The sequence below is a fragment of the Streptomyces sp. NPDC041122 genome, from assembly GCF_055592445.1.
In genome coordinates this window covers 409388-435120 of record NZ_JBVIYQ010000005.1, presented here as the reverse complement: position 1 = coordinate 435120, position 25733 = coordinate 409388, and the positions used below count along the sequence as shown (strand labels likewise).

The following is a 25733-nucleotide window of genomic DNA, read 5'->3' as shown; positions in this document are numbered from 1 at the left end:
TTCCCCGCGCCCCTTACGGGGCGCACCCGTACCTCCGTACTACGCGAGACCCGGGCCCCGCACCGGGATGTGCGTGAACGTCGGCTCCGGGGCCGGGTTCTGGAAGAAGTCGTTGCCCTTGTCGTCGACGACGACGAAGGCCGGGAAGTCCTCGACCTCGATCTTCCAGACCGCCTCCATGCCGAGCTCCTCGTACTCGACGACCTCGACCTTCTTGATGCAGTCCTGGGCGAGCCGCGCGGCCGGGCCGCCGATCGAGCCCAGGTAGAAGCCGCCGTGCGCGTCGCACGCGTCGGTGACCTGCTGGGAGCGGTTGCCCTTGGCCAGCATCACCTTGGAGCCGCCCGCCGCCTGGAACTGCGCCACGTAGGAGTCCATGCGGCCGGCCGTCGTCGGGCCGAAGGAGCCGGACGCGTAGCCCTCGGGGGTCTTGGCCGGACCGGCGTAGTAGACCGGGTGGTCCTTCAGGTACTGCGGCATCTCCTCGCCCGCGTCGAGCCGCTCCTTGATCTTGGCGTGCGCGATGTCGCGGGCCACGACCAGCGGACCGGTGAGCGAGAGGCGGGTCTTCACCGGGTGCTTGGTGAGCTCGGCGAGGATGTCGTCCATGGGCTGGTTGAGGTCGATCTTCACGACGTCCCCGGACTCGTCCAGGTGGGAGTCCTCGGTCTCCGGCAGGAAGCGCGCCGGGTCGGTCTCCAGCTGCTCCAGGAAGACGCCCTCGGCGGTGATCTTCGCGGTGGCCTGCCGGTCGGCCGAGCAGGAGACGGCGATGGCGACGGGCAGCGAGGCGCCGTGCCGCGGCAGGCGCACCACGCGCACGTCGTGGCAGAAGTACTTGCCGCCGAACTGCGCCCCGATGCCGATCTTCTGGGTCAGCTCGAAGACCTTCTCCTCCAGCTCCTTGTCGCGGAAGCCGTGGCCGGTCGGGGAGCCCTCGGCGGGCAGCTCGTCCAGGTAGTGCGCGGAGGCGTACTTGGCGGTCTTCAGGGCGAACTCGGCGCTGGTGCCGCCGACGACGATCGCCAGGTGGTACGGCGGGCACGCGGCCGTGCCCAGCGAACGGATCTTCTCCTCCAGGAACTTCATCATGGCGGCCTCGTTCAGGACGGCCTTCGTCTCCTGGTAGAGGAACGACTTGTTGGCCGAGCCGCCGCCCTTGGCCATGAAGAGGAACTTGTAGGCGCCGCCGTCGGTCGCGTACAGCTCGATCTGGGCGGGGAGGTTGGAGCCGGTGTTCTTCTCCTCCCACATGTTCAGGGGAGCCATCTGCGAGTAGCGCAGGTTGAGCTTCGTGTACGCGTCGTAGATGCCCTTGGAGAGCGCCTTCTCGTCCTCACCTTCGGTGAGGACGTTCTGGCCGCGCTTGCCCATGACGATCGCGGTGCCGGTGTCCTGGCACATGGGCAGCACGCCGGCCGCCGCGATGTTGGCGTTCTTGAGCAGGTCGAGCGCCACGAACTTGTCGTTGCCGGAGGCCTCGGGGTCGTCGACGATGCGGCGCAGCTGGGCCAGGTGGGCCGGGCGCAGATAGTGCTGGATGTCGTGGATCGCCTCGGCGGCCAGCGTGCGCAGCGCCTCCGGGTCGACCTTGAGGAACGTCCGCCCGTCGGCCTCGAAGGTGGCGACACCCTCGGCGGTCACCAGCCGGTACGGGGTGGTGTCCTCTCCCAGGGGGAGCAGATCGGAGTACTCAAACTCTGGCATTACGGCCATTCCTCACTCGGCAGACAGCGGCGCGGCCTCCATTGGCAGCGCGCCATCCAGCGTAGAACGAGGCCGTCGGCCCGCTCCTGTGAGGTAAGGCTCAGTGCAGGCGGTCACGGCGCCCCGGCGGTGGGGCCCGGCCGCCGATCGTCGCGACACAGGGGGTAGTCGCGATCTATCGCGTCTGGGTACGCTGCTCCCGTGGACCTCGAAAAGCACCCCCCAGCGCTCCGCGCCTCCGACGCCGACCGGGACCGCACGGCGGACATCCTGCGCGAGGCGCTGGCCGAGGGCCGGCTGACCGCGGACGAGCACGCGGAGCGGATCGACGGGGTGTACCGCGCCAAGACGATGGCCGACCTGGAGCCGCTGGTCCAGGACCTGCCCGCGGCCCACGACGCGGCGAGCGCCGCGCGGGGCCGCGCCCCCGATCCGGCGCCCGCGAGGCCGTCCCCCGGCGTCGTCCCGCCGGTCGCCGACGAGAACCTCGTCGCGGTGCTCAGCAGCACGGTGCGCCGGGGCCGCTGGCGCGTGGGCCGCCGCACCCACGCGTACGCGGTGTTCGGCAGCGTCGAGATCGACCTGAGCGAGGCGATCTTCGAGCAGCGCCAGGTGGTCATCAAGGCCATCTCGGTCTTCGGCTCCATCGACATCCGCGTCCCGGAGAACGTGTCGCTGCGCGGCAGCGGCGGAGGTGTCCTCGGCAGCTTCGAGGTGGACACACTCGACTCGCCCGACCAGGACGCCCCCGTCGTGTACGTGGACGGCTTCGCGGTCCTGGGCAGCATCGAGGCACGGCCCAAGCGGGGCCGGCTCGTCCACGACCTGCACCGGCAGCTGCGCAAGCACCTCGGGCGCTGACGCCGCCGCCGAGGCACCCGGCGAGGTGCCTGGCGCGGCGCGGACGACGTCACGTGCGGCAGCCATGAGGAAGCCACACGTCCGTACATCGGAACTCAGTGCATAGGCGCGCACACAGCGGGTAGAGCTTGCTGCATCGTCTCTCGCTCGCGAAGCCGTCGTCAGGAGTAGACCAGTGCTGCAACCGTCGCATCAGTCTCTGCAGGTCGCCGCAGTTCCGGGCGGTGGGGCGTCCCCTGCGCGAGCGCAGTCGAGCGCCTGGGGAGGGGCGCCAGTGCGAGATCGGGACGACGACGCCCCGTGGCACACCGAAGCGGTGTGCCGTCGTGACGAGGCCGGTCTGTTCTTTGCCCCGTCCAAGGAGCCCACGGCGGCGCGGCTCTCCCGCGAGGAGGCCGCCAAGCGCGTCTGCGCCCGCTGCCCCGTGATGGTCGAGTGCCGCGAGCACGCCCTCCTGCAGCCCGAGCCGTACGGCGTGTGGGGCGGCCTCACCGCCGCCGAGCGCCGGGTGGTCCTGGCTCGCCGCCGCCGGCGCGACCTGGAGCTGAAGAAGGCGGCGCACGCCACCGGTATAGCGGCCGCGGGGTAGGACCTGGCCGGCTGACCGACACGTCGAAGGGGGCGTCCCCCGCACGGGACGCCCCCTTCATCGTGCGTGCCGCCCTACTTGGCGCGGTCGAAGTCGATCGCGCTGTAGGCGCGCAGCTTCGACAGCCGGTGGTCGGAGTCGATCTTGCGGATCGTGCCCGACTTGGAGCGCATGACCAGCGACGAGGTCGAGGCGTTCGCCGCCCGGTAGCGCACGCCCTGGAGCAGCTCGCCGTCGGTGATGCCGGTGGCGACGAAGAAGACGTTGTCGCCCTTGACCAGGTCGTCCGTGGAGAGCGTGCGGTCCAGGTCGTGGCCCGCGTCGATCGCCCGCTGACGCTCCGCGTCGTCCTTGGGCCACAGCTTGCCCTGGATGGTGCCGCCCAGGCACTTGATCGCGCAGGCCGAGATGATGCCCTCGGGGGTGCCGCCGATGCCCATGAGCAGGTCGACGCCGGTGCCCTCGCGGACGGCCATGACCGAGCCCGCGACGTCGCCGTCGGAGATGAACTTGATGCGGGCGCCGGTCTCGCGGATCTCCTTGACGATGCCCTCGTGGCGGGGGCGGTCCAGGATCATGACCGTGACGTCCTCGGGCGAGGAGTTCTTGGCCTTGGCGACGCGGCGGATGTTGACGGAGGCGGGGGCGTTGATGTCGACGTAGTCGGCGGCTTCGGGGCCGGTGACGAGCTTGTCCATGTAGAAGACGGCGGAGGGGTCGAACATGGCGCCGCGGTCGGCGGCGGCCAGGACGGCGATGGCGTTCGGCTGGCCCTTGGCGGTCAGGGTGGTGCCGTCGATGGGGTCGACGGCGATGTCGACCTCGGCGCCGGTGCCGTCGCCGATGCGTTCTCCGTTGAAGAGCATCGGGGCTTCGTCCTTCTCGCCCTCGCCGATGACGACGACGCCGTTCATCGAGACGGTGGAGACGAGGGTGCGCATGGCGCGCACGGCGGCGCCGTCCGCGCCGTTCTTGTCGCCGCGGCCCACCCAGCGGCCGGCGGCCATGGCGGCGGCCTCGGTGACCCGGACGAGCTCCAGGGCCAGGTTGCGGTCGGGGGCCTCGGGGGAGACCTCGAGCTCGGACGGGAGATGATGCTCGGTCATCGGAGCGCACCTTTCTGCTGATGCGTTAAAAAACGGCGCGCCCGTAGGGCGTCCTGGGAAGGGCGGCGGTCGAAAGACGGGAGGGCGAACCGGATGAGGGTCGGTGATGACTCTATCCGCAGGCCGACAAAATGAGCAGAGGACCCCACGCATGAGCGGACCGGACGGCTCCGCGGGCCGCGACCCGGACACCGGGGGCGGGAGGGCATCCGGCGCCTGAGACCATGGGGGCGTGGCAGGAAGACAAGGCACCCAGACCGTCAAGAACATGCTGTGGTCGTTGGTGGTGATCGCCCTCGCAGCGGGCGTGATCTACATCTTCGTCCCGCATGACGAGTCCAAGAACCCCGCCAAGCGGGTCGACTACCGCGTGGAGCTCCTGACGGCCCAGCGGGCCGCGAAGTACCCGGTGGCGGCCCCTGAGGGCCTGTCCGAGAAGTGGACGCCGACGTCGGTGCGGTTCAAGGGCGAGGAGAACGACTCCTGGCACCTGGGCTTCCTCGACCCGCACGACGAGTACGTGGCGATCGAACAGTCCACCGCCAGGCCGGCGGCGTACATCAAGAAGGTCACGCACGACGCCAGGAAGACCGACGCCGTCGAGGACATCGAGGGCCGCACCTGGCAGCGGTACGAGGGCGCGAAGTACGACGCGCTCGTGCTGAGCGAGAAGGGCGCGACGACGGTGGTCACCGGCACGGCGTCCCCGAAGCAGCTGGTGAAGATGGCCCAGTCGCTGAAGATGTCCTGAACGAGTCGGCCGCGGACGCACGAAGGGCCCCCGGCGGTGTGCCGGGGGCCCTTCGCGTGCCGTGTCAGACCGTGGTGACGACGTCGTCGAAGGCCAGGCGCGGGGAGCGCGGGAACCAGGCGTCCTCGCCCGGCTTGCCGATGTTGACGACCATCAGCGGGGTGTGGTCGTCGTCCAGGAACTCCTTCTGGACGCCCGCAAAGTCGAAGCCCGTCATCGGGCCCGCGGCCAGGCCGGCGGCGCGGACGCCGACGATGAAGTAGGCGGCCTGCAGCGTGGCGTTCACCAGCGCGGCCTGCTCACGGACCGGGCGCTCGGTGAAGAAGGCGTCCTTGGCCTGCGGGAAGTGCGGGAACAGCGCCGGGAGCTCCTCGTGGAACTCGTTGTCGGCGGAGAGGATCGCGACGAGCGGCGCGGCCGAGGTCTTCGGGCGGTTGCCCTCGGCCATGTGCTGGACGAGGCGCTCGCGGGCCTCGGGGGAGCGGACCAGCGTGACGCGCAGCGGCGACTGGTTGAAGGCGGTCGGGCCGTACTTGACCAGGTCGTAGATCGCCTGGACCTGCTCCTCGGTGACCGGCTCGTCGGTGAAGGTGTTCGCGGTGCGGGCCTCGCGGAAGAGCAGGTCCTGGGCGGCGGGGTCGAGTACGAGAGACATGGATCAACCTTCTTGAACGTACGGGGGTGTCGACCGAACCCGTCACCGGGCTCGTGACCACGACAGTACGTCTCTACTGTTCAACTTTCAATCAAAACTGGACCTGCGTGATCCGGTTCACAGACCGCAGGGAGGAGCGGCTCGGCGGCGGCGCGCCCTTGGGCGCGTGCCTGGGCGGCACCCCGGGGCGCATCCTCGGGCCGCGTTCCCCGGCCCTCAGGCGTCCGGGTCGTCCTCGGCCGTGTCCGGGCCCGCGAGGGCCGCGTCGAGCCGGGCCCGCGCGCCGTCCAGCCAGCGCCGGCAGATCTTTGCGAGCTCCTCGCCGCGCTCCCAGAGCGCGAGCGACTCCTCCAGGGTCGTCCCGCCCGTCTCCAGGCGGCGCACGACCTCGATGAGCTCGTCGCGCGCCTGCTCGTAGCCGAGCGCGTCCGCGGAGGCCGTGGCCTCGTCCGTCTTGCTGGTCATGCGCCCACCCTAATTCTCGGCGTTGTCGTCGTTCCGCACGGTTCCCGGCTCCTGCCGCGCCGTCCCCACCGCTCGTACGGTGAAGTCGCCCTCGGCGACGCGGGCCCGCAGCTCCTCGTCGGCGGCCACCTCCGCCGGCGCCCGGACCACCGTGCCGTCCGGCTTCTGCAGCACCGCGTACCCCCGCTGGAGGGTCGCGGCGGGGGAGAGGGCCACCACGCGCGCGTGGGTGTGCGTCAGCTCCGATCCCGCCCGGTCGAGCAGGTGCCCGAGGGTGCGGCGGCTGCGGTCCACGAGCGCGGTGACCTGCTCCTCGCGCTCCTCGACCATGCGGTGCGGATGCTCCATGGCGGGGCGGGCCAGGGCGTGCGCCAGGCCGCGGGCCTCGCGGTCCAGGAAGGCGTCGATGCTGCGGCGGGCACGGTCGCGGAGCCACTGCACGCGCTCGTACTCCTCGCCGACGTCCGGCACGACCTTCTTCGCGGCGTCGGTCGGGGTGGAGGCGCGCAGGTCCGCCACGTGGTCCAGCAGGGGGTTGTCCGGCTCGTGCCCGATCGCGGAGACGACGGGCGTACGGCAGGAGGCGACGGCCCGCACGAGCTGCTCGTCCGAGAACGGCAGCAGGTCCTCCACGCTGCCGCCGCCCCGCGCGACGATGATCACGTCGACCTCGCCGTGGGCGTCGAGGTCCTTCACGGCCTGGACGACCTGCGGCACGGCGTGCACCCCCTGGACGGGGACGTTGCGCACCTCGAAGCGGACGGCCGGCCAGCGGTGCCGGGCGTTCTCCAGGACGTCGCGCTCGGCGGCGGAGGCGCGGCCGGTGACGAGCCCGATGAGCTGCGGCAGGAACGGCAGCGTCTTCTTGCGCTCGGGCGAGAAGAGCCCCTCCGCGGCGAGGCTCTTCTTCAGCAGCTCGATCCGCGCGAGCAGTTCGCCGACGCCCACCGGCTTTATCTCGGCGGCCCGCAGCGACAGCTGGCCGCGCCGCTCGTACCACTCGGGCTTGGCCCGTACGACGACGCGGGCGCCCTCGGAGACGACGTCCGCCACGGCGTCGAAGACCTGGCGGTAACAGGTGACGCTCACGGAGATGTCGTGGGAGGGGTCCCGGAGCGTCATGAAGACGACGCCGGCGCCGGGTCTGCGGGACAGCTGGGTGATCTGCCCCTCGACCCAGATGGCGCCGAGCCGGTCGATCCACCCGCCGATGAGCCGCGACACCTCCCCCACGGGGAGGGGGGCGTCCGCGGAGGTGTTGAGAGCCATGCGGTGAGGGTAGTCGGGGGCGGTGACATTGCGGTTCGCTGCGGCGGGCTGGGGCCTCGTCGTCTCCCGCGCGCCGGTGGGGGCGGCCCGCGCGTGTCCCGCGCGCCGGGGGGGGGCATGTTGCGCAGGTCCCCGCGCCCCTGGGGGTGGGGCCGGAGGTGTGTGGTCTTCCGCGCCCTGGTGGGGCCTGGTCGCGCAGTTCCCCGCGCCCCTGGGTAGTCCGTCGCGCAGGCAACCTGCTCGCTCACCGATCACCCCACCGGGCGGCGGACGACAGCGATGGCCCAGCAGGTTCAGGGGCGCGGGGAACTGCGCGAATCAACCCACCGGGCCGGCAGGCAACAGCGATGGCCCAGCGAGTCCAGGGGCGCGGGAAACTGCGCGACCAAGCCCCACCGGCCCGCAGACGACACAGAACCGCAAGACCCCGAACCCCCACCGTCCTACCGCCGCCCCGCAGCCCCGGCCCGCGTCCCCTGAACCACCAGCACGACCAACCCCACCGCCAGCCACACCGCCCCCACCACCTGCGCCGTGCCCGAGGCCTCCCAGATGACCGCCACCACGATCGCCGCGCCGAGAACCGGGATCAGCACGTGGCGCCACCAGCTGAACCCGTCCTCCCGGTGACGCACCGCGAACCACCCCACCACGCTCGCGTGCAGCAGCAGGAACGCCGTCAGGGCGCCGATGTCGACCACCGACACCAGGTGGTCCATGCCGTCGTCCCGACGCGCCGCCCACACCGCCGCCACCATCGTCACGACCGCCGCACACAGCAGCGCGACCCGCGGCGTACCGGAGTCCGTCCGGGACAGGGCCTTCGGCAGCCGCCGGTCCCGTGCCATCGCGAAGAGCAGTCGTCCCGCCGCCGCCTGCCCAGCGAGCGCCGCGAACGCCGCGCCGATCGCCTTGCTCGCGGCCACCAGGTCGTGCAGCCACGTCCCCGCCGCCGAGTCCACCGCGTCGTAGAACGCCGTCCCCTGCTTGCCCGGGTCCGCCGCGAGCTCCGCCGACGACATCGGCTCCAGGAGCGCCACCAGATACGTCTGGGCGACGAACAGCACGCCCGCGAGCGCCAGACAGAACAGCACCGCCCGCGCGACCTCCGCCGACCCGCCCGTCACCTCCTCCGCGAACGCGGCGATCGCGTCGAAGCCCAGATAGGACAGGACGGCGATCGAGACCGCGCCCACCACCGCCGACAGCGCGAACGCGCCCTGCGAGCCGTCCCCCGTCAGCGGCGACAGCCAGTCCCGCTGCGCCCCGTCCCGTACGAGGACGACGACCGCCGCCACGACGAAGACCAGCAGGACCACGACCTCCATGGCGAGCACCGCGAAGCCGACCCGCGCCGCCGCCCGCACCCCCCACAGGTTCAGCGCGGTCGTGATGAGCACCGCCAGGGCCGTCCACACCCACCGCGACACCGAGGGCACCAGCGAGTTCATGGCGATCCCGGAGAAGAGGTACGCGACGGCCGGGATGAGGAGGTAGTCCAGCATCGCCATCCACCCGGCGACGAAACCGGGCCCCTTGCCGAGCCCCACGCGCGCGTAGGCGAAGACGGACCCCGCCTGAGGGACGACCCGGACCATCTGGGCGTAGCTGAATGCGGTGAACGCCATCGCGACCGTGGCGACCAGATAGACCAGGGCGACCGCCCCGTGCGACTTCGCGTCGAGCGTCCCGAAGACGCCGACCGGCGCCATGGGGGCGATGAAGAGCAGCCCGTAGACGACGAGGTCACGGAAGCCGAGACTGCGCCGCAGCCCCTCACCCCCGGCGCCCTCGGCGGGTTCGGCACCCGGGGTGTGGGCTCCCGTACTGGCGGACTGACCGGACATCGTGCCTCCGTAGATCAACGCAGGCCCCCAGTCTCCCCAACCGCGCGATCTTTGACGCGCTGGACGGGGCCCAATGCGCACGGGACGCGGCCTTACGATGGAGGGCATGACTGCTACGCCTGGCTCCCGCCGTGTCCTGCTCGCCGCTCCCCGTGGCTACTGCGCGGGCGTGGACCGTGCCGTGATCGCCGTCGAGAAGGCCCTGGAGCAGTACGGGGCCCCGATCTACGTCCGCCACGAGATCGTGCACAACAAGTACGTGGTGCGGACCCTGGAGAAGAAGGGCGCGATCTTCGTCGACCGGACGGCGGAGGTCCCCGAGGGGTCCATCGTGATGTTCTCGGCGCACGGCGTCGCCCCGACCGTCCACGCGGAGGCCGCCGAGCGCAAACTCGCGACGATCGACGCGACGTGCCCGCTGGTCACGAAGGTGCACAAGGAAGCGGTCAGGTTCGCCAAGGAGGACTACGACATCCTCCTGATCGGCCACGAGGGCCACGAGGAGGTCATCGGCACGTCCGGCGAGGCGCCCGACCACATCACGCTGGTGGACGGTCCCGATGACGTGGCGAACGTCGAGGTGCGCGACCCGGACAAGGTCGTCTGGCTCTCCCAGACCACGCTCTCCGTGGACGAGACGATGGAGACGGTCGACGCCCTGAAGGGCAAGTTCCCGAACCTCCTCTCGCCGCCCAGCGACGACATCTGCTACGCCACGCAGAACCGCCAGACCGCGGTGAAGAAGCTGGCCGAGGACGCCGAGCTGGTCATCGTCGTCGGCTCCAAGAACTCCTCGAACTCCATCCGGATGGTCGAGGTCGCCCTGGACGCGGGCGCCGCCGCCTCGTACCTGGTGGACAACGCCGACGAGATCGACGAGGCCTGGCTGGAGGGCGTCACCACGGTCGGCCTGACCTCGGGCGCCTCCGTGCCGGACATCCTGGTGGACGGCGTCATCGAGTGGCTGGCCGAGCGGGGGTACGGCGACGTGGAGACGGTGAAGACGGCGGAGGAGTCCATCATCTTCTCCCTGCCCAAGGAGCTCCGCAGGGACCTGCGCGCCGAGGCGGCCGAACTCTCGCAGCGCTGAGCGCGCACGGGTCGTACGGTGGGATCCATGCAGATCTTCGGTGTGGACATCGGCGGATCAGGGATCAAGGGCGCGCCCGTTGACCTGGACCGTGGAGACCTGGCGCAAGAGCGGCACAAGGTACTGACCCCGCATCCGGCGACGCCGGACGCGGTGGTCGACGGCGTGTGCGAGGTGGTGAGGCACTTCGACTGGAAGGGCGCCGTCGGCGCGACCTTCCCCGGAGTGATCACCGACGGCACCGCGCGGACCGCGGCCAACGTGGACAAGAGCTGGATCGGCACGGACATCAGGAGACTGGTCTCCGAGCGCCTCGGCGGCGTCCCGGTGACGGTCCTGAACGACGCGGACGCGGCGGGCGTCGCCGAGATGCACTTCGGCGCGGGCCGCGACCGCAAGGGCACGGTCATCCTGCTCACCCTCGGCACGGGCATCGGCAGCGCGCTCTTCACCGGCGGCCACCTGGTCCCCAACTCGGAACTCGGCCACCTCGAACTGCGCGGCCACGACGCGGAGAAGAAGGCGTCCTCCAAGGCCCGCGAGGACGAGGACCTGAGCTGGGAGCACTGGGCACGCCGCGTCCAGAAGTACCTGGCGCACGTGGAGATGCTGTTCTCGCCGGAGCTGTTCATCATCGGCGGCGGCGTGAGCCGCAAGGCGCACAAGTTCCTGCCGCTGATCGAGGGCATCAGGGCGGAGATCGTGCCGGCGCAGCTGCAGAACAACGCGGGGATCGTGGGCGCGGCGATGGCGGCGGCGGAGGCGTAGAGGTACGTAGCGGTACGTAGAGGTTCGCGGAGAGGCGGATGGGGGCGGCCCGAGACGGTGGGGCCGCCCTTCTCACGTCACGAGCCCGGCACCCCAAGCCGGGCACCCCGAGCCCGGCACTCCGAGCCCGGCACACCCCGAGCCGGGCCTCACGAGACGGGCAGGCGCTTCCCGGGGGCGGGACGCTGGGGTGGCTGCGGTGGGCGGGCCTCGCGCCGCCGCGTCATGAGCTTGATCCGGCGGACGGTCACGATGAGTCCGGCGAGGAGCGTCCCGCCGTAGAGCCAGCCGGCGTAGAAGGCGAGCGTCGTGACGAGCCCCATGAACTGGCCGCCGAAGCCGCCCGTGCCCCCGGCGATGGGCAGCACCCCGGCCGCGAAGGCGATCGGTACGCCGACGGGCGCGGTGACCAGGTCGGCCGGGCGCACCCAGAGCGCGGTGAGCGCGGCCACGGGCACGAAGAGCACGCCGTACGCGACGACGGAACCGTCCGCGATCAGCCGCAGCAGACAGGCGAACAGGAACATCACCGCGGCGCAGAAGAGTCCGCTGCCGAGCCCGGTGAGGCGGGGGTTCGGGATCCGGCGCAGCGCGGCGTAGAGCGGCCGCACCCTCCGGTACAGCGGGGAGCGGCGCACGGCCCGTACCAACGGCGGTGCGGGGCGGCGCGGACGCGGCGCGGCACGGTACACCGCGCCCGCGGCGGCGGGCCGGCCCTGTGGGGGCAGCCGGGCGGGCCGGCGCGGCCGCGCCGGTGAGGGGGCCCTGGGGGCGGACTGAGGGGGACGCGTCCTGGGTTGCTCCACTGGACCAACCTAGGACGGGGACCGCGCCGAAGCGGTCGCGGGACACGCCTTTGATACGACCTTGGCCATCCGTTCGAGGGCACTCGCCCCGGTCCCTTGCGCCCCGTCGCCGGTCCCTCACCCCGAGCCTGACGGGGCAGGCGGGGGCGTCGGTGGTACGCCGTAGACTGGGGGATCGCCCCACGGTCGCCCCGGCCCTCAGGGCCGTCCACCCAAGACCTCACCTCACGTACGGGAAGTCGCAACGTGTCGCTCACGATCGGAATCGTCGGTCTGCCCAATGTCGGCAAGTCGACCCTGTTCAACGCCCTGACCAAGAACGACGTGCTGGCGGCCAACTACCCGTTCGCCACGATCGAGCCGAACGTCGGCGTGGTCGGTGTCCCGGACCCCCGCCTCACGAAATTGGCGGAAATCTTCAGCTCCCAGAAGGTCCTGCCCGCCACGGTCGACTTCGTCGACATCGCCGGCATCGTGCGCGGCGCGAGCGAGGGCGAGGGCCTGGGCAACAAGTTCCTCGCGAACATCCGCGAGTCGGACGCGATCTGCCAGGTCATCCGCGCCTTCAAGGACGAGAACGTCGTGCACGTCGACGGCAAGGTCTCGCCCAAGGACGACATCGAGACGATCAACACCGAGCTGATCCTCGCGGACCTCCAGACCATCGAGAAGGTCCTGCCGCGCCTCCAGAAGGAGTCGCGGATCAAGAAGGACATCGCCCCGAAGGTGAAGGCGGTGGAGGCCGCCAAGGAGATCCTGGAGAAGGGCGACACGCTCTTCTCGGCGGGCATCGTCCAGGGCTCGGGCAACGAGGAGCTCCTGCACGACCTGCACCTCCTCACCACGAAGCCCTTCCTCTACGTCTTCAACGTGGACGAGGACGAGCTGACCGACGACGACTTCAAGGCGGAGCAGCGCGCGCTGGTCGCCCCCGCGGAGGCGATCTTCCTCAACGCGAAGCTGGAGTCGGACCTCGCGGAGCTGGACGAGGACGAGGCGCTCGAACTCCTCCAGTCGGTGGGCCAGGAGGAGCCGGGCCTGGCCACCCTCGCCCACGTGGGCTTCCGCACGCTGGGCCTCCAGACCTACCTGACGGCGGGCCCGAAGGAGTCCCGAGCCTGGACGATCCCCCAGGGAGCCACGGCCCCCGAGGCGGCCGGCGTCATCCACACGGACTTCCAGAAGGGCTTCATCAAGGCGGAGGTCATCTCGTTCGAGGACCTCGTGGAAACGGGCTCGGTGGCGGACGCCCGCGCGGCGGGCAAGGCGCGCATGGAGGGCAAGGAGTATGTGATGCAGGACGGGGATGTGGTGGAGTTCCGCTTCAACAACTGAACTCCACCACGTCGCTGATGTGGTGGAGTTCAGCCCGAAAGTACAAGTGAGTGATGAGGCCGGGATGACCTCGTTCCGGCCTCATCAGTCATGCCCGCCATCTTTGATGGTGCACGAAGGGCCCAAGCCGTCCCCCTGGGGCCTGCGTCACTGCCAGCGGCGGGGCGCCTGCCGGGAGCGACTACGAGCGGCTGGTGCGCCTCGCCGTCAGCACGAGCCGTGACGCGGACTCATCCGTTCAGTCCCGCCGGCCCACGCTTCTCGTAGCATATGAGAAGTTCAAACGCGCGGTCGTGACTGGGGGCAGGGATGAGCAAGAGCGGGCAGGCAATGCCGCTGGAAGTCCGGCATGTTCGCGATGCGTTGAAGCGCGAGTTCGATCCGTTGATCTCGCTCGCTGACTACGAGAAACGTCAGCCGTTGGAACGTGAGAATGCCTTCAACTCGCGTGCGTTGTCCGCCAGGGCGGCTCGCATGCTCACGGACTGCACGTCCGAGGAAGCAGCCGAGTCGGTGATCGACGGTCGGGACGACTTCGGCATCGACGCCGTCGCCTTCTCCGCCTCCGCTCCTGAACTGTGGCTGATCCAGGCTAAATGGAGCGACAAAGGCAAGGCCGGCTTCGACACGAGTGCCGCACACAAGCTGGTACACGGCCTGAAGAAGCTCGACAACCGGGACTTCGATCAGTTCAACGAAAGGTTCCGCCGTCTCGCTGACCGTGTGCGGTCAGTGCTTGACGTGCCTACCTGCAAGGTGGTCCTCGTCATCGCTGTCATGGGCGAAGGACACCTGTCTACGGAGACCGAGGCCATACTCGTCGAAGCGGCTGAGGAGTTCGGCGGATACACGCGCTCCATCGAGCACCGAGTGTTGAACCAGACGGACTTCCACCGTGCCGTCCGCGAGGACCTCACCCCCGAGCCGATCACCCTCACCGCCACCATGACGCAGGGCTGGCATTCCCGGGAAACCCCATTTCAGGCATATTCGGGGCTGGTGGCGGCCGACGAACTCGCTCAGTGGTACGCCGACAATGGGGAGCGGTTGTACGACCGTAACGTCCGCAGATCGCTGGGCCTGACCGGAGTCAACCAGACGCTCGTCGAGAGTCTGATTCGGGATCCGCAGGGCTTCTGGTACCGCCATAACGGCATCACGGTTCAGTGCGACAGGATCGAGCCGCATTTCTTCGCGAAGCAGAAACCCAGTGAGCCCGTGAAACTGGTCCTCGAAAACGCAAGCGTCGTCAACGGTGCGCAGACCGTCAGTTCTGCCCACCGGGCGTTCCAGCAGAACGAAGAAGCGGTGGGAGAGGCGTACGTCACCGTCCGGGTCATCTCACTTTCCGGTGCCCCGGAGGGGTTCGCAGGCGAGATCACCGAGGCGACCAACACGCAGAACCACATGGAGCGGTCGGACTTCATCGCGATCAAGCCAGTACAGAGTCTGATCCGTGAGGACTTCCGACTCTCTCTTGACAAGGACTACGTATTCAAGCGCGGTGAGATCGAGCCGTCGCCGGCGTTCGGATGCTCGGTCCGCGAGGCCGCCACCGCCCTTGCCTGCGCTCACCCGGACCCGGCCCTGGCGGTACGGGTTAAGGGCTCAGCCGACGCGCTCTGGGAGGACGGTCCTGGAGGCATCTACACCCGGCTGTTCGGGCGTAGGCCGAGCGCTTATCAGATCTGGCGTAGCGTCCTACTTATGCGGCGGGTGCGGGAGTCCTTGCACGAGGTCCGGTCCACGCTCACCGGACGGGCGGGTTCGATCGCTGACAGTGGTGCTCTGCTGGTGGCGCACATGGTCGCCCAGCAGGTCGGCTCAGAGGGAATCGACGAACCAGACTCAGGTTGGGAGTCCTCTCTGGAGGACGTACCGGCGCGGGTCGGCGCAACGCTTGCCCAGCTTATTCCGCTGGTGAACCACCTTTTTGGTGGCGGAAGTTATATCACCAGCACCTTCGCCAGCGAGGAACGCTCCCGAAAGCTGGTCGCCGCCGTCCTTCAAGCTCTCTCCGACGGTACGGATGCTGGAGACCTCGCTGCGTACCAGCAGCGGGACGACTCGAGGCCGCCTAGGCGCCCCAATACCGTGACCCTGCTCATCGACCATGACCGTATTCCAGCGGGTACCAGGCTGATGTACCACCCCAGCGCGACGGAGGAGCAGGCCATCGGGGACTGGCTGAACGCTGACCCGCGCCGGGCCTACGCGACCTGGGTCAACGACCGGCGCAAGCCGTTGCTTTGGGAGGCTGACGGGAGCCGTTACTCGCCAAGCGGCCTGGTCACGCATATCTGGCAGCAGGCCGAGTGGCGCGAGGCGTGGAGCGCGGTCCAGGGGCCAAAACAGTGGGGTGTGCTGGGCGAGGATGGAACGCTTGTTGACCTTGCAGAGCAGCTCTGGCAGCAGCTCCTGACCGAGTCCTTGCCTGAGGAGGAACAGTTCGAGTCGCTCCAGTAAGGGCAGCTTCCGGCAACGCCCGACACAGTGACGCGTGTCGGCGAACCAGCTCCGCCTCGGTCTCCTCTCGATTCGGCATCTGATGGGCGAGGCGCTAGCGAGGAGCGCGCGGCGCTCTGTGCGAGCCTCGGTGACTTCGATGCGCAAAGTGCACGGCCTCAACGTGAATCGGAAGTCGAAGTCCCGTCCCACGACGCGTGAGCTGATCCGCGCGGCCGAACCCCCCCTTGTCCCTGATGCCGAACCTTTCCAGGATGAGGAAGTTTCAGGCCCCCTCTGCGAACCGGGGCCGAGCCGTGTGCCGCGAGATGCGCGGCATCGTCTCGCCTGGTGAACGACGGAGCAGCTTCATGTCGCGGCCCTCGACCCAGGCGTTCCAGGACTTGAGGTAGTAGAGCAGGTGCTCTCGCGAGTCGTCGCGCCTGCGGTGGGTCTTCCCGGCCGCCAGGTTCAGCAGCGTATTGCGCAGAGTCAGTCGCGGGTCACCGATGCGCAGCCCCGCACCGGTGACCAGGGCCTCGTGCCAGGGGAGCTGATCGAGCTCGGGACGGGCGTCGGTGGTCGCGTACCAGCCGACCGCAGCGGCTGTCACGGTGATGCGGAACGCCTTGTTCATCGGGATCGCCGCCCGGACAGCGTCCCGCATACCGGGGTGCTGGTCGAGGACGGTGAGCAGTAGATCGTTACTGACGGCGGCGCTCTGCCCGCTCCACGCGGAGTCCGGGGCGGTCAGATAGAGGTGCAGGCCGCGCAGAGCAGCGGCCAGGTGGGTGCTGTGCTCCTCGCCCGCCAGGGCCAAGGCGTCGCGTCCGCTCCGCTTGCGGCCAGTGTCCATCACTGTGAACGCGGACTGCGCCACCCCGCGTGTCACCACGCACTGCACGGGGATGCCCGCCTTCGCGACCGCCTCCAACCGGTGCTGGCCGTCGATCAGTGCCCCGTGGTCGTCGAAGGCGATGCCCTGGTGGGTGAGCTGCCACTCGCCGCGCTCGATCTGCTGGGTGAGCTGCTGGACGAACGCTTTGCTCAGCGGGCGATTCCTGGTGTTGAACAGCAGCCACTCGCGAGCCAGCTCGGGCGTGATCACTTCTACGTTGCTCTGCATGACGTCCCCTCCATTGTCATCACCGGCAGCACTCGTCGATAGCAACGATGACAGCATCGCCTGAAAGCATTGTCAAACAGCATTCTGTCGTGCTGTACTGTTCGTGCGTGTTCGATGAAGACGAAGGGGGCTGCTGATGGCCGCACCGACCACGGTGAGTACCTCCGACATCGCCCGCATCGCGGACGTCGGCCGCGCGACCGTGACCAACTGGCGGCGCCGCCACTCCGATTTCCCCGCTCCCACGGGCGGTACGGAATCGCGCCCCACGTTCACGCTGGAGGATGTGGAGGGGTGGCTGGCCGAGCATGGCCGCCTCCCGCAGTTCACCGAGCAGCAGCAGTTGTGGCGTGAGCTGCTGCGAGAGGCCGAGGGGTCGGGGCTGACTGAAGCGATGGCCCGGGCCGCGCTCTTCCTCGCCTTCCTGGAACGTGAAGGTCACACCTCACGGGAGACGCATTACGTTCACTACGCCGAAGGGCCGGACCTGGACGACGAGGGTCTCGGTGACGGCATGCTGGACGAGATCGGCAGAGCACTTCAGGACATGCCTGAGCCGCTCGCCCTACTGCGTTCCGCGTCGCTGATGCGTGAGCTTGCGGCTGCCGCGACACGGCAGACGCCGGACGAGGTCCTGTCGGACCTGCTTGACCGCTACGCGAGCGAGTCGCGAAGGCGCGGGCCGGGGACCCCTGCGGCGGTGGCCCACTTCATGGCGACGCTGGCCAAGGCCGCCTCGCCGGACGACGCGCTGAGCGCCGTACTCGACCCGGCATGCGGGACGGGGGACCTGCTGGAGGCGGCCCGGATCCAGGGGGCCACGCAGCTTGACGGCCAGGATCGGGAGCTGCATTTGGCCCAGCTGGCCGCGTCCCGGCTCTCCCTCCGGCTGGGCGGGAAAGGGCACTGCTCTGTCGACGCCGAGGACGCTCTCGCCCGATCCCGGCATACGGGTGGGGAGTTCGACGCGGTCCTGTGCAATCCCCCGTACAACGAACGTGACTGGGGCGCAGACGAGTTGGCGTACGACTCCCGCTGGGAGTACGGCCTGCCGTCCCGGTCCGAATCCGAGCTTGCCTGGGTGCAGCACTGCCTGTCGCGGGTGCGGCCGGGTGGTGTGGTGGTCATGCTGCTGCCGCCGTCCGTCGCCTCCCGGAGTTCGGGGCGACGGATCCGGGCGGCGCTCGTACGGCACGGCGCGCTGCGCGCTGTGCTGGCGCTGCCTGCCGGGGCCGCTCCGCCGGCGCACATCGGGCTGCATCTGTGGGTGCTGCGGAGGCCGGGCGGGGGTAACGGTGCAGAGGTCAGCCATGTGTTGTTCATGAACTGCAAGTCGTTGCCGGACATGAACAGCCGTGGCGGGCGCCCCTCCGTCACCTACCGAGAGCTGCTTACAGCGCCTGAGAAGTGCCCTGCCATGCCAGGCGTCTACCGTGCCGTTCCAATCACGGATCTGCTCGACGACACAGTCGACCTCACGCCCGCGCCACGACTCGCGGGGGAGCGCGACCTGCCGCCGGTAGCCGACCTCCGTCGTACCCTGAGCGGCCGTCGAGACAGCCTCGGCTCCGTGCTGTCGCATGCATCGGCACTCGCCCCGAGCGACGATTGGGCAGTCTCCCGGACGGGCGGGCCATGGACGATGGCCCCGCTCGCCGATCTGATTCGTACGGGGGCGCTGACTCTGCTCAGGCCCAAGGCGACGGGCGCCAACGGGGATTTGGGTGGCGACGATCCGGTCCTCACGGCTTCGGACGTGAATGAGGGGCGCTCCCCGTCCGGGCGCGGTCCGGCAGGGGACGAGGACGCGGTGCGGATCAGGGCCGGAGACGTGATCATCCCCGGGACCCTGCTGTCCGCGGACAGGACTGCCGCGCGGGTTGCGGACGACACCGACGCGGGGGCGCTGCTCGGCAGGAACTTGCACCTGCTGCGCCCGGACGAGGCGCGGCTCGCCCCGTGGTTCCTGGCCGGTTTCCTCGCCGACCCGGCCAATGTGCAGCGGGCGAGCCAGGGGACGTCGATCGTTCGGGTGGATCCGCGCAGGCTCCAAGTTCCCTTGCTGCCGCTTGAGGAGCAGCAGACATACGGGGCGGCGTTCCGGCGGCTGCACACCTTTACGACGGCTCTGCGCCGGGCTGCGCTCCAGGGTGAGGAGACGGCCGGGAAGTTGCGGGCCGCGCTCACAGCAGGCGCTTTGCGGCCACCGCCACCGGCCTGAACCCATGCGGGCCTCCCCGCGCACACGACACACTGACCGCGTACGTACCGCACTGAAGTATTCGCCGCCCCGGCGGCTCGGAAGGACAACGGTGGAGCAGGACCACAGCAGGCACTCAGAGATGATCAACTTCATCTGGAAAGTCGCCGACTTGTTGCGCGGCGACTTCCGGGCGCATGACTACGGGAAGATCATTCTTCCGTTCACGGTGCTGCGGCGACTGGATTGTGTGCTGGAGCCGACGAAGGCCGAAGTGCTTGCGGAAGTCGCGGAGCTGGAAGAGCGGGGACGTCCGCTGGCCTACCGGGAGATGAAGCTCCGCGAGGTCGCGGGGCACGGGTTCTACAACACCAGTGAGCTCACCTTCAAGCTGATCGCTAAGGATCATTCACAGGCGCAGACGCTGCTGAAGTCGTACTACAGTGCCTTCTCCGAAAACGCCCGGGAGATCCTCGACCGCTACAACTTCGAGAAGCACATCTCCGATCTGCAGGAGAAGGGGCTGCTCTACCAGGTGGTCGGCGAATTCGCCAAGATCGATCTGCGGCTACCGAAGGAGCCGGACGACAAGGACGGCATCGACAACCATCAGATGGGCTACATCTTCGAGGAGCTCATCCGGAAGTTCTCCGAAGACAACCCCGCAGGTGAGCACTTCACACCGCGCGAGGTGGTCCGGCTGATGGTGAACCTGCTGCTGGCCCCGGACGAAGGGGAGGGCAAGACCAGGACGGTCCTCGACCCGGCCTGCGGGACGGGCGGCATCCTCAGCGAGACCGAGGAGCACATCAAGCGCAAGGCCCCGCAAACGACTGTCGGGCTGTACGGGCAGGAGCTGAACCCCGAGTCGCACGCCATCTGTCAGTCCGACCTGCTGATCAAGGGGCAGGAACCGGACAACATCAAGTACGGGAACTCCTTCACCCAGGATGGCCACAAAGAGCAGAAGTTCGACTATTTGGTCGCGAACCCGCCCTTCGGAGTGGAGTGGAAGAAGGTCAAGCAGGATGTGGAGCGGTTCGCTAGAAACGGGGATCGTTTCCACGCGGGACTGCCGAGGATCAGTGACGGTTCCTTCCTCTTCCTCCAGCACATGATCTCGAAGATGAAGCCGGCGCATCCTGACGGGAAGGGCGGCTTCGAGGGCGGAAGCCGTATCGCGATCGTCTTCAACGGGTCGCCGTTGTTCAGCGGTGGGGCGGGCTCCGGCGAGTCCGACATCCGGCGGTGGATCCTGGAGGAAGAGGACCTGCTGGAGGCCATTGTGGCTCTGCCGGACCAGCTCTTCTACAACACCGGAATCTCCACCTACTTCTGGATCCTGTCGAACAGGAAGCACCAGAGCCTTAAGGACAAGGTCATTCTGCTGGACGCGCGAGGCCAGTGGACGAAGATGCGGAAGTCGCTCGGGGACAAGCGCAAGGTCATCTCCGATGCTCAGATCGCAGCGGTGACGGACATGTACATGGAGGCGCTGGCTGCGGCGGCTGATCCTGAACAGTCGCCGCCGGAGAACGTGAAGATTCTCGAAACGAAGGAGTTCGGTTACCAGCGGATCACAGTGGAGCGGCCGTTGAAGCTGCGCTTCGAGGTCACGGAGGAGACGCTGACCGCACTCCGGGCTTCGGCTGCAATCGACAAGGCGGTTGATGCAGGGGCGTTCGCGGATGCGCTGAAGTCGCTGGTGGGCGAGCGATGGGCGACAAAGGCGGAGGCGTGGGACGCGATTCGTCAGGCGATGGTGCCGGCGGGCCTGATGATGCCGACGGGCAAGCCCTTCCAGAAGGCGCTACGGGATGTGGTGGGGGTGCGCGACCCCGAGGGCGAGGAGCAGCACATCAAGAAGGGCGACCCGCACCCGGAACCGGACCCTGAGCTCCGCGACAACGAGAACGTGCCGCTGGAGGAGGACATCGACGCGTACATGAAGCGCGAGGTGCTTCCGCACGTGCCGGACGCTTGGGTGGACCACACGAAGACGAAGATCGGATACGAGATCCCGTTCACGCGGCAGTTCTATGTATATGAGCCGCCGAGGCCATTGGAAGAGATTGACGCGGAGTTGACGTCGCTGGAGGCCGAGATTCAGCGGCTGCTCGGGGAGGTGACGAAGTGAAGGGAGTCTTTGAAAATATCCCTGGGCACTGGGAACTGGCTCGTGTGGATCGGGTCGCCTCAGTTAATGCCCGTATCGGGTGGAAGGCACTAACAGCTGCCGAGTACCAGGAAGAGGGCTATGTGTTTCTGTCGACGCCCAACATCAAATCTACCGAGATCGATTTCAAGAACGTCAACTATATCTCTAAATTCCGGTATGAGGAGTCGCCGGCCCTGAGGCTGGTAGAGGGAGACGTTTTGTTGGCCAAGGATGGGAACACCCTTGGCATTGTGAACATCGTCCGATACCTTCCTCGGGCTGCCACTGTCAATGGTTCAATTGCGGTTCTTCGTTCGCATGGTATCGACCCTAATTATCTGCGCTACGTAATCGCGAGCGACATCACCCAGGGTGCTATTTCTGCAGTCAAGGATGGTATGGGGGTGCCGCATCTATTTCAGTGGGATATCAAAAGACTTCCTGTTCCCGTGCCGCCCCGTAACGAGCAGCGAATTATTGCGGACTATCTCGATCGAGAAACTGGTCGAATCGCTGACGCAATTAAGGCGAGTGCCCTTCGTTTGGCCCTCCTGGAGGAGCGTTTTGAAGCACTCCTGAATCAAAAAGTCGGGATGGCGTGTGAGCAGTACGGGAAGGTGAGGCTTCGTCATGTCATCTTGTCTATCGAGCAAGGGTGGTCGCCTCAATGCGAAGAACGCGTCGCTGTGTCAGGCGAATGGGGGGTTGTCAAAGCAGGTTGTGTCAACGGTGGAATTTTTGATGTCCTCCAGCACAAAACACTCCCTAGTGGCATCCCCCCGCGGCTTGAATACAAACTGAATCCTGGTGATCTCCTTATGTCGCGAGCCAGTGGGTCGGTAGATCTTATTGGTAGCGTGGGTATCGTTCCGGATATCTCTCAAGACCTCCTCCTTTGTGACAAAGTCTACCGAGTTAAAGTTGATCCCCGACTTGGGTACGTGCCATTCGTTGCGTATGCTCTCCGGTCGCATAGCGTTCGCGAGCACATCAAACTCGGCGTTTCCGGCGGAGAAGGGATGGCGAATAATCTGCCCAGTGGGGTAGTAAAAGACTGCATCATCCCGTCAGCGCCCGTAGATGTTCAGGAAAGGCTCTCGAAGGAGCTAGATGAAGCGAATCGTAAGCTCCGGGCGGGGCGTGCGCTCTTGCGCCGGGAGCTCAGTCTGCTTGCCGAGCGCCGCCGCGCCCTGATCACTGCCGCAGTAACCGGCCAAATCGACGTGACAACCGCACGGGGGGTGCGAGTTCCATGACTCACAGCAATCCGTTCAGCAACAAAGGCCCGAAAGGACCCCAGTACAAGGTCCACCACGAAGAGGCGTTCCGCGTCGCGATCATGAACCGGCTCCTCGCCCACGGCTGGGAGATGGGCCTCAGCTCCGACTACCGCCGCGACCTCGCCCTCGACACCGCACAGGTCTTCGCGTTCATCGGTGCCACCCAGAACAAGGCCTGGCTGAACTATGCCGGCTATTACGACAACGACCCCGACACCGCCCAGCGCGCATTCGCCGAGCACCTCGCCAAGTGGATCGACAAGCGGGGCACCCTCCAGACTCTCCGCCGGGGGGTCAAGGCGCACGGCATTCATTTCGACCTCGCCTACTTCAAGCCGTCACAGACGATCGACCCCGGCGCCCTCACCTCGTACAGCAAGAACCGGCTCACCGTCGTCCGTGATCTCGTCTACGCCACCCGCCGTGTGCCGGACGGCGCGACCAGCAACGACGAGGGCAACAAGCCCGACCTCACTCTCTTCGTCAACGGCATCCCCGTTGCCACCGCAGAGTTGAAGAACCCGCTCACCGGCACCGGTACAGCCGAGGCCATGCACCAGTACCGGACCACCCGGGACCACCGGGAACCGCTCTTCGCCAAGCGCGCCCTCGCGCACTTCGCGGTCGACCCGGACGCTGTCTTCCTCACCACCCAGTTGAAGGGTAGGGACACCGTCTTTCTGCCTTTCAACACCGGTTCCGACGGCCCCGGAAACCGTGGCGGTGCCGGAAACCCGGCGATCCCCGACACGGCTCCCGCCGGCACGTACCGGACCTCGTACCTCTGGGAACAGATCTGGCACCCGGACACCTGGCTGGACCTGCTGGAGCGGTACGTTCACCAGAGCACGGAGAAGAAGGATGACGGCAGCACCGTCAAGAAGCTGATCTTTCCGCGCTTCCACCAGTGGCACGCTGTGAGGGAGTTGACCGCACACGCCGCGCGGCACGGGGCGGGGCACAACTACCTGGTCATGCACTCCGCGGGGTCCGGCAAGTCGAACACCATCGCCTGGCTCGCCCACCGGCTCTCCGACCTGCACGATGCACGCCACAAGTCGGTTTTCGACAAGGTACTGGTGATCACGGACCGTACGGTCCTGGACGATCAGCTGCAGGAAACCATAGGTGACTTCCAGCAGACCAATGGCCTGGTCCTCGGCATTGGCGGCAAGGGCGGCTCGAAGTCGTCGCAGCTGGCGGATGCGCTCGCGCAGGAGACGGCGAAGATCCTCATCGTCACCCTTCAGACCTTCCCCGCGCTCCTCGCCTACCTGAGCAAGTCGCCCGTCGAGATACGCGGCAGTCGCTTTGCGATCGTCGTCGACGAAGCGCACTCATCCCAGTCGGGCGAAGCCGCCACCGACGTCAAGAAGGCCCTGCGCGATCTCGGCCTCGACGCCGACGACGAAGAGACCGGAGCCACGGAGGCCGAGGCGGAAGTGTCGGAGCCCACCACCGACGAGCGTCTCGCCGCGTCCGCCCGTGCCCGTGGCCAGAGCGCGAACCTCTCCTACTTCGCCTTCACCGCCACCCCCAAGCACAAGACGCTGAAGCTCTTCGGCACCAAGAACCCGCTCACCGGCCTTTATGAGCCCTTCCACACCTATTCGATGCGGCAGGCGATCGAAGAGAAGTTCATCCTCGACCCGCTGTGCCAGTACGTGAGGTACGAGACGTACTGGCAGATGGTCAACGAGGACCCGCACGAGGCGGACCGCGAGGTCGACAAGAAGAAGGCCAACGCACTGCTCGCCCTGACCGCGCACGGTCACACCGAGACCGCCGTGCAGCGGGCCAGGGTGATCGCGGAGCACTTCATGGCCCACACCCGCAGGCGGCTGGGAGGGCGGGCCAAGGCCATGGTGGTGTGCCGTTCGCGGTACGGCGCGCTCCAGCTGTACCGGCAGATCGTCAAGTACTTCGACGACAACGGCTATCCGGACCCCGGGGTACTGGTCGCCTTCTCCGGCTCTCTCAAGGAGGGAGAGGAGGAGGTCACCGAGGCGAAGCTCAACGGCTTCTCGGAGGGCGAGCTGCGCAAGAGGTTCGCGTACACCGCGGCCGACGACAAGAAGGGCACGTCAGCCAGGAGTCGGCGCGAGTACCGGATCCTGGTGGTCGCGGACAAGTACCAGACGGGCTTCGACCAGCCGCTGCTGACCACGATGTACGTCGACAAGAAGCTGAAGGGTGTCGCCGCTGTGCAGACGCTCTCCCGCCTTAACCGCACGCATCCTCTCAAGGACCAGCAGGATCTTTGCGTCCTGGACTTCGCGAATGACGCGCACGACATCCAGAGCGAGTTCCGGCCGTTCTTCGAAGAAGCCCAGACCATGCCCACCGACCCCAACCTGATCTATGACGCGCAGCATCAAGTCATGGATCCGCCGATCCTGCTCGTCGACGAGATGCAGTCGTTCGTGGCGGCGTACCTCAGGGCACAGGACGCGGCGGCCGGGGACGGTGCCCGCTGGGAGAAGCTGCACGCGGAGCTCTACCGGCATACCGACCCCGCCCGCGACAGGTTCATCGTGCTCAGGGACAGCGAAGTGCCGGCCGAGCACGAAAGCGCCGAGCAGTTCCGGGCCGACCTCGCCGACTATGTGCGCAAGTACAGCTTCCTTGCGCAGATCGTGCCGTACATCGACATCGATCTGGAGCGCCTGCACCTCTTCGGGCAGCATCTGCTGCGCAGGCTGCCCCCGCGCGAGGGGGGTGGGGTGGACATTGGGGAAACCCGGCTTGAGGCCGTGCGCCTGGAGAAGGTCGGGGAGGTCAACGTGAGCCTGACTGCCGAGGGCGCGGTCGAACTGAAGGGCTTCGGCAGTGGTGCCGGTGGGGCGGCTGAACCCGACAAATCGCCGCTGGCCAAGGTGATCGACCAATTCAACGAGCGGTTCGGTACGGACTTCACCGAGGACGACTTCATCGTGCCGCTGCGGGCGGTGATGGCCGACGAGAAGGTGCGGCGGTCCGCCTCGCAGGACGACGAGGACGGATTCAAGCACGTCATCGACCCGGTACTGGACGCCGAGATGGTGAAGCACATCGACTCGGTACGCGAGTTGGGGGACCACTACTTCCACGACGACCGAGATCACCGGGAGTCGATCAAGCGCGACCTGCGGCGGCACGCCTTCCGCATGCTGCGCCGCGAGCTGGGCATGGACGACGCGGCCTGAACCCGCCGCGGGCAGCGCGGACCGTCCACGGCAACTCCCCGTAACCGTGGACGGTTCACGGCGACACGCGCCACACTGGGCACACATGAT

General features: G+C 67.9%; 19 protein-coding genes. 11 read left to right on the top strand and 8 right to left on the bottom strand.

Annotated features, from left to right (window positions below; translation table 11 throughout):
* Nucleotides 1–39 precede the first annotated feature (39 nt).
* Nucleotides 40–1707, bottom strand: a complete 1668-nt coding sequence (locus ACZ6B8_RS20785) for a fumarate hydratase (RefSeq protein ID WP_471608119.1) — start codon at nt 1705–1707, stop codon at nt 40–42.
* A gap of 201 nt (nt 1708–1908) precedes the next feature.
* On the opposite strand from ACZ6B8_RS20785, the gene ACZ6B8_RS20780 reads away from it, so the two are divergent.
* Both ACZ6B8_RS20780 and ACZ6B8_RS20775 read left to right on the top strand, forming a co-directional pair.
* Nucleotides 1909–2568 (top strand): DUF1707 SHOCT-like domain-containing protein, encoded by a 660-nt coding sequence (locus ACZ6B8_RS20780; RefSeq protein ID WP_471608118.1) that lies wholly within the window; start codon nt 1909–1911, stop codon nt 2566–2568.
* 175 nt (nt 2569–2743) lie between these two features.
* Nucleotides 2744–3157 carry a WhiB family transcriptional regulator gene (locus ACZ6B8_RS20775; protein WP_471078872.1) on the top strand — a complete coding sequence of 138 codons (414 nt, stop codon included), beginning with the start codon at nt 2744–2746 and terminating at the stop codon, nt 3155–3157.
* A gap of 74 nt (nt 3158–3231) precedes the next feature.
* Here the strand turns inward: ACZ6B8_RS20775 and glpX are convergent, their stop codons facing one another.
* Nucleotides 3232–4263, bottom strand: a complete 1032-nt coding sequence (gene glpX, locus ACZ6B8_RS20770; RefSeq protein ID WP_471078874.1) for a class II fructose-bisphosphatase — start codon at nt 4261–4263, stop codon at nt 3232–3234.
* Nucleotides 4264–4495: 232 nt separating this feature from the next.
* Here glpX and ACZ6B8_RS20765 point away from each other — a divergent pair, with 232 nt between their 5' ends.
* The gene (locus tag ACZ6B8_RS20765) at nt 4496–5014 is read left to right on the top strand and encodes a DUF4245 domain-containing protein (protein WP_471608117.1); all 519 of its coding nucleotides are present in this window, start codon (nt 4496–4498) and stop codon (nt 5012–5014) included.
* Between the two features lie 64 nt (nt 5015–5078).
* Here the strand turns inward: ACZ6B8_RS20765 and ACZ6B8_RS20760 are convergent, their stop codons facing one another.
* From ACZ6B8_RS20760 to ACZ6B8_RS20745, 4 genes are all read right to left on the bottom strand, one after another.
* On the bottom strand, nt 5079–5669 hold the full coding sequence (locus tag ACZ6B8_RS20760) for a malonic semialdehyde reductase (protein ID WP_471078880.1): 591 nt from the start codon (nt 5667–5669) through the stop codon (nt 5079–5081).
* Between the two features lie 216 nt (nt 5670–5885).
* Nucleotides 5886–6134: an exodeoxyribonuclease VII small subunit gene (locus tag ACZ6B8_RS20755; RefSeq protein ID WP_471078883.1), complete on the bottom strand. Its 249-nt coding sequence runs from the start codon at nt 6132–6134 to the stop codon at nt 5886–5888.
* A gap of 9 nt (nt 6135–6143) precedes the next feature.
* Complete coding sequence (xseA, locus tag ACZ6B8_RS20750) at nt 6144–7403, bottom strand: exodeoxyribonuclease VII large subunit (RefSeq protein WP_471078886.1); 1260 nt, start codon at nt 7401–7403, stop codon at nt 6144–6146.
* Between the two features lie 443 nt (nt 7404–7846).
* The gene (locus ACZ6B8_RS20745; protein ID WP_471608116.1) at nt 7847–9250 is read right to left on the bottom strand and encodes an APC family permease; all 1404 of its coding nucleotides are present in this window, start codon (nt 9248–9250) and stop codon (nt 7847–7849) included.
* A 97-nt stretch (nt 9251–9347) separates the two neighbouring features.
* On the opposite strand from ACZ6B8_RS20745, the gene ACZ6B8_RS20740 reads away from it, so the two are divergent.
* Together ACZ6B8_RS20740 and ppgK are read left to right on the top strand one after the other, a co-directional pair.
* Entirely contained in the window at nt 9348–10340 is a 993-nt protein-coding gene (locus ACZ6B8_RS20740; protein WP_471608115.1) for a 4-hydroxy-3-methylbut-2-enyl diphosphate reductase, read from the top strand.
* Nucleotides 10341–10367: 27 nt separating this feature from the next.
* A complete protein-coding gene (gene ppgK, locus ACZ6B8_RS20735) occupies nt 10368–11108 on the top strand; it encodes a polyphosphate--glucose phosphotransferase (protein ID WP_471078895.1) in 741 nt (246 codons plus the stop codon).
* A gap of 149 nt (nt 11109–11257) precedes the next feature.
* Here ppgK and ACZ6B8_RS20730 read toward each other — a convergent pair whose 3' ends face one another.
* Nucleotides 11258–11746: a DUF6542 domain-containing protein gene (locus ACZ6B8_RS20730; RefSeq protein ID WP_471608114.1), complete on the bottom strand. Its 489-nt coding sequence runs from the start codon at nt 11744–11746 to the stop codon at nt 11258–11260.
* Between the two features lie 414 nt (nt 11747–12160).
* Between ACZ6B8_RS20730 and ychF the strand changes: the two genes are divergently transcribed.
* Nucleotides 12161–13249 (top strand): redox-regulated ATPase YchF, encoded by a 1089-nt coding sequence (ychF, locus tag ACZ6B8_RS20725; RefSeq protein ID WP_471608113.1) that lies wholly within the window; start codon nt 12161–12163, stop codon nt 13247–13249.
* Nucleotides 13250–13558: 309 nt separating this feature from the next.
* On the top strand, nt 13559–15715 hold the full coding sequence (locus tag ACZ6B8_RS20720) for an AIPR family protein (RefSeq protein WP_471608112.1): 2157 nt from the start codon (nt 13559–13561) through the stop codon (nt 15713–15715).
* Nucleotides 15716–15980: 265 nt separating this feature from the next.
* Here the strand turns inward: ACZ6B8_RS20720 and ACZ6B8_RS20715 are convergent, their stop codons facing one another.
* Nucleotides 15981–16820, bottom strand: coding sequence for a hypothetical protein (locus ACZ6B8_RS20715; RefSeq protein ID WP_350980657.1), 840 nt, complete (start codon nt 16818–16820; stop codon nt 15981–15983).
* A gap of 136 nt (nt 16821–16956) precedes the next feature.
* Here ACZ6B8_RS20715 and ACZ6B8_RS20710 point away from each other — a divergent pair, with 136 nt between their 5' ends.
* The 4 genes from ACZ6B8_RS20710 to ACZ6B8_RS20695 all read left to right on the top strand — a co-directional run bounded on the left by ACZ6B8_RS20710 (nt 16957) and on the right by ACZ6B8_RS20695 (nt 25643).
* On the top strand, nt 16957–19041 hold the full coding sequence (locus tag ACZ6B8_RS20710) for an N-6 DNA methylase (RefSeq protein WP_471608111.1): 2085 nt from the start codon (nt 16957–16959) through the stop codon (nt 19039–19041).
* A gap of 121 nt (nt 19042–19162) precedes the next feature.
* Nucleotides 19163–21157 (top strand): type I restriction-modification system subunit M, encoded by a 1995-nt coding sequence (locus tag ACZ6B8_RS20705; RefSeq protein ID WP_471608110.1) that lies wholly within the window; start codon nt 19163–19165, stop codon nt 21155–21157.
* Nucleotides 21154–22434 (top strand): restriction endonuclease subunit S, encoded by a 1281-nt coding sequence (locus ACZ6B8_RS20700; protein ID WP_471608109.1) that lies wholly within the window; start codon nt 21154–21156, stop codon nt 22432–22434. The genes ACZ6B8_RS20705 and ACZ6B8_RS20700 overlap by 4 nt, the downstream gene beginning before the upstream one ends.
* The gene (locus ACZ6B8_RS20695) at nt 22431–25643 is read left to right on the top strand and encodes a type I restriction endonuclease subunit R (RefSeq protein ID WP_471608108.1); all 3213 of its coding nucleotides are present in this window, start codon (nt 22431–22433) and stop codon (nt 25641–25643) included. Before ACZ6B8_RS20700 ends, ACZ6B8_RS20695 begins: the two co-directional genes overlap by 4 nt.
* Nucleotides 25644–25733 lie beyond the last annotated feature (90 nt).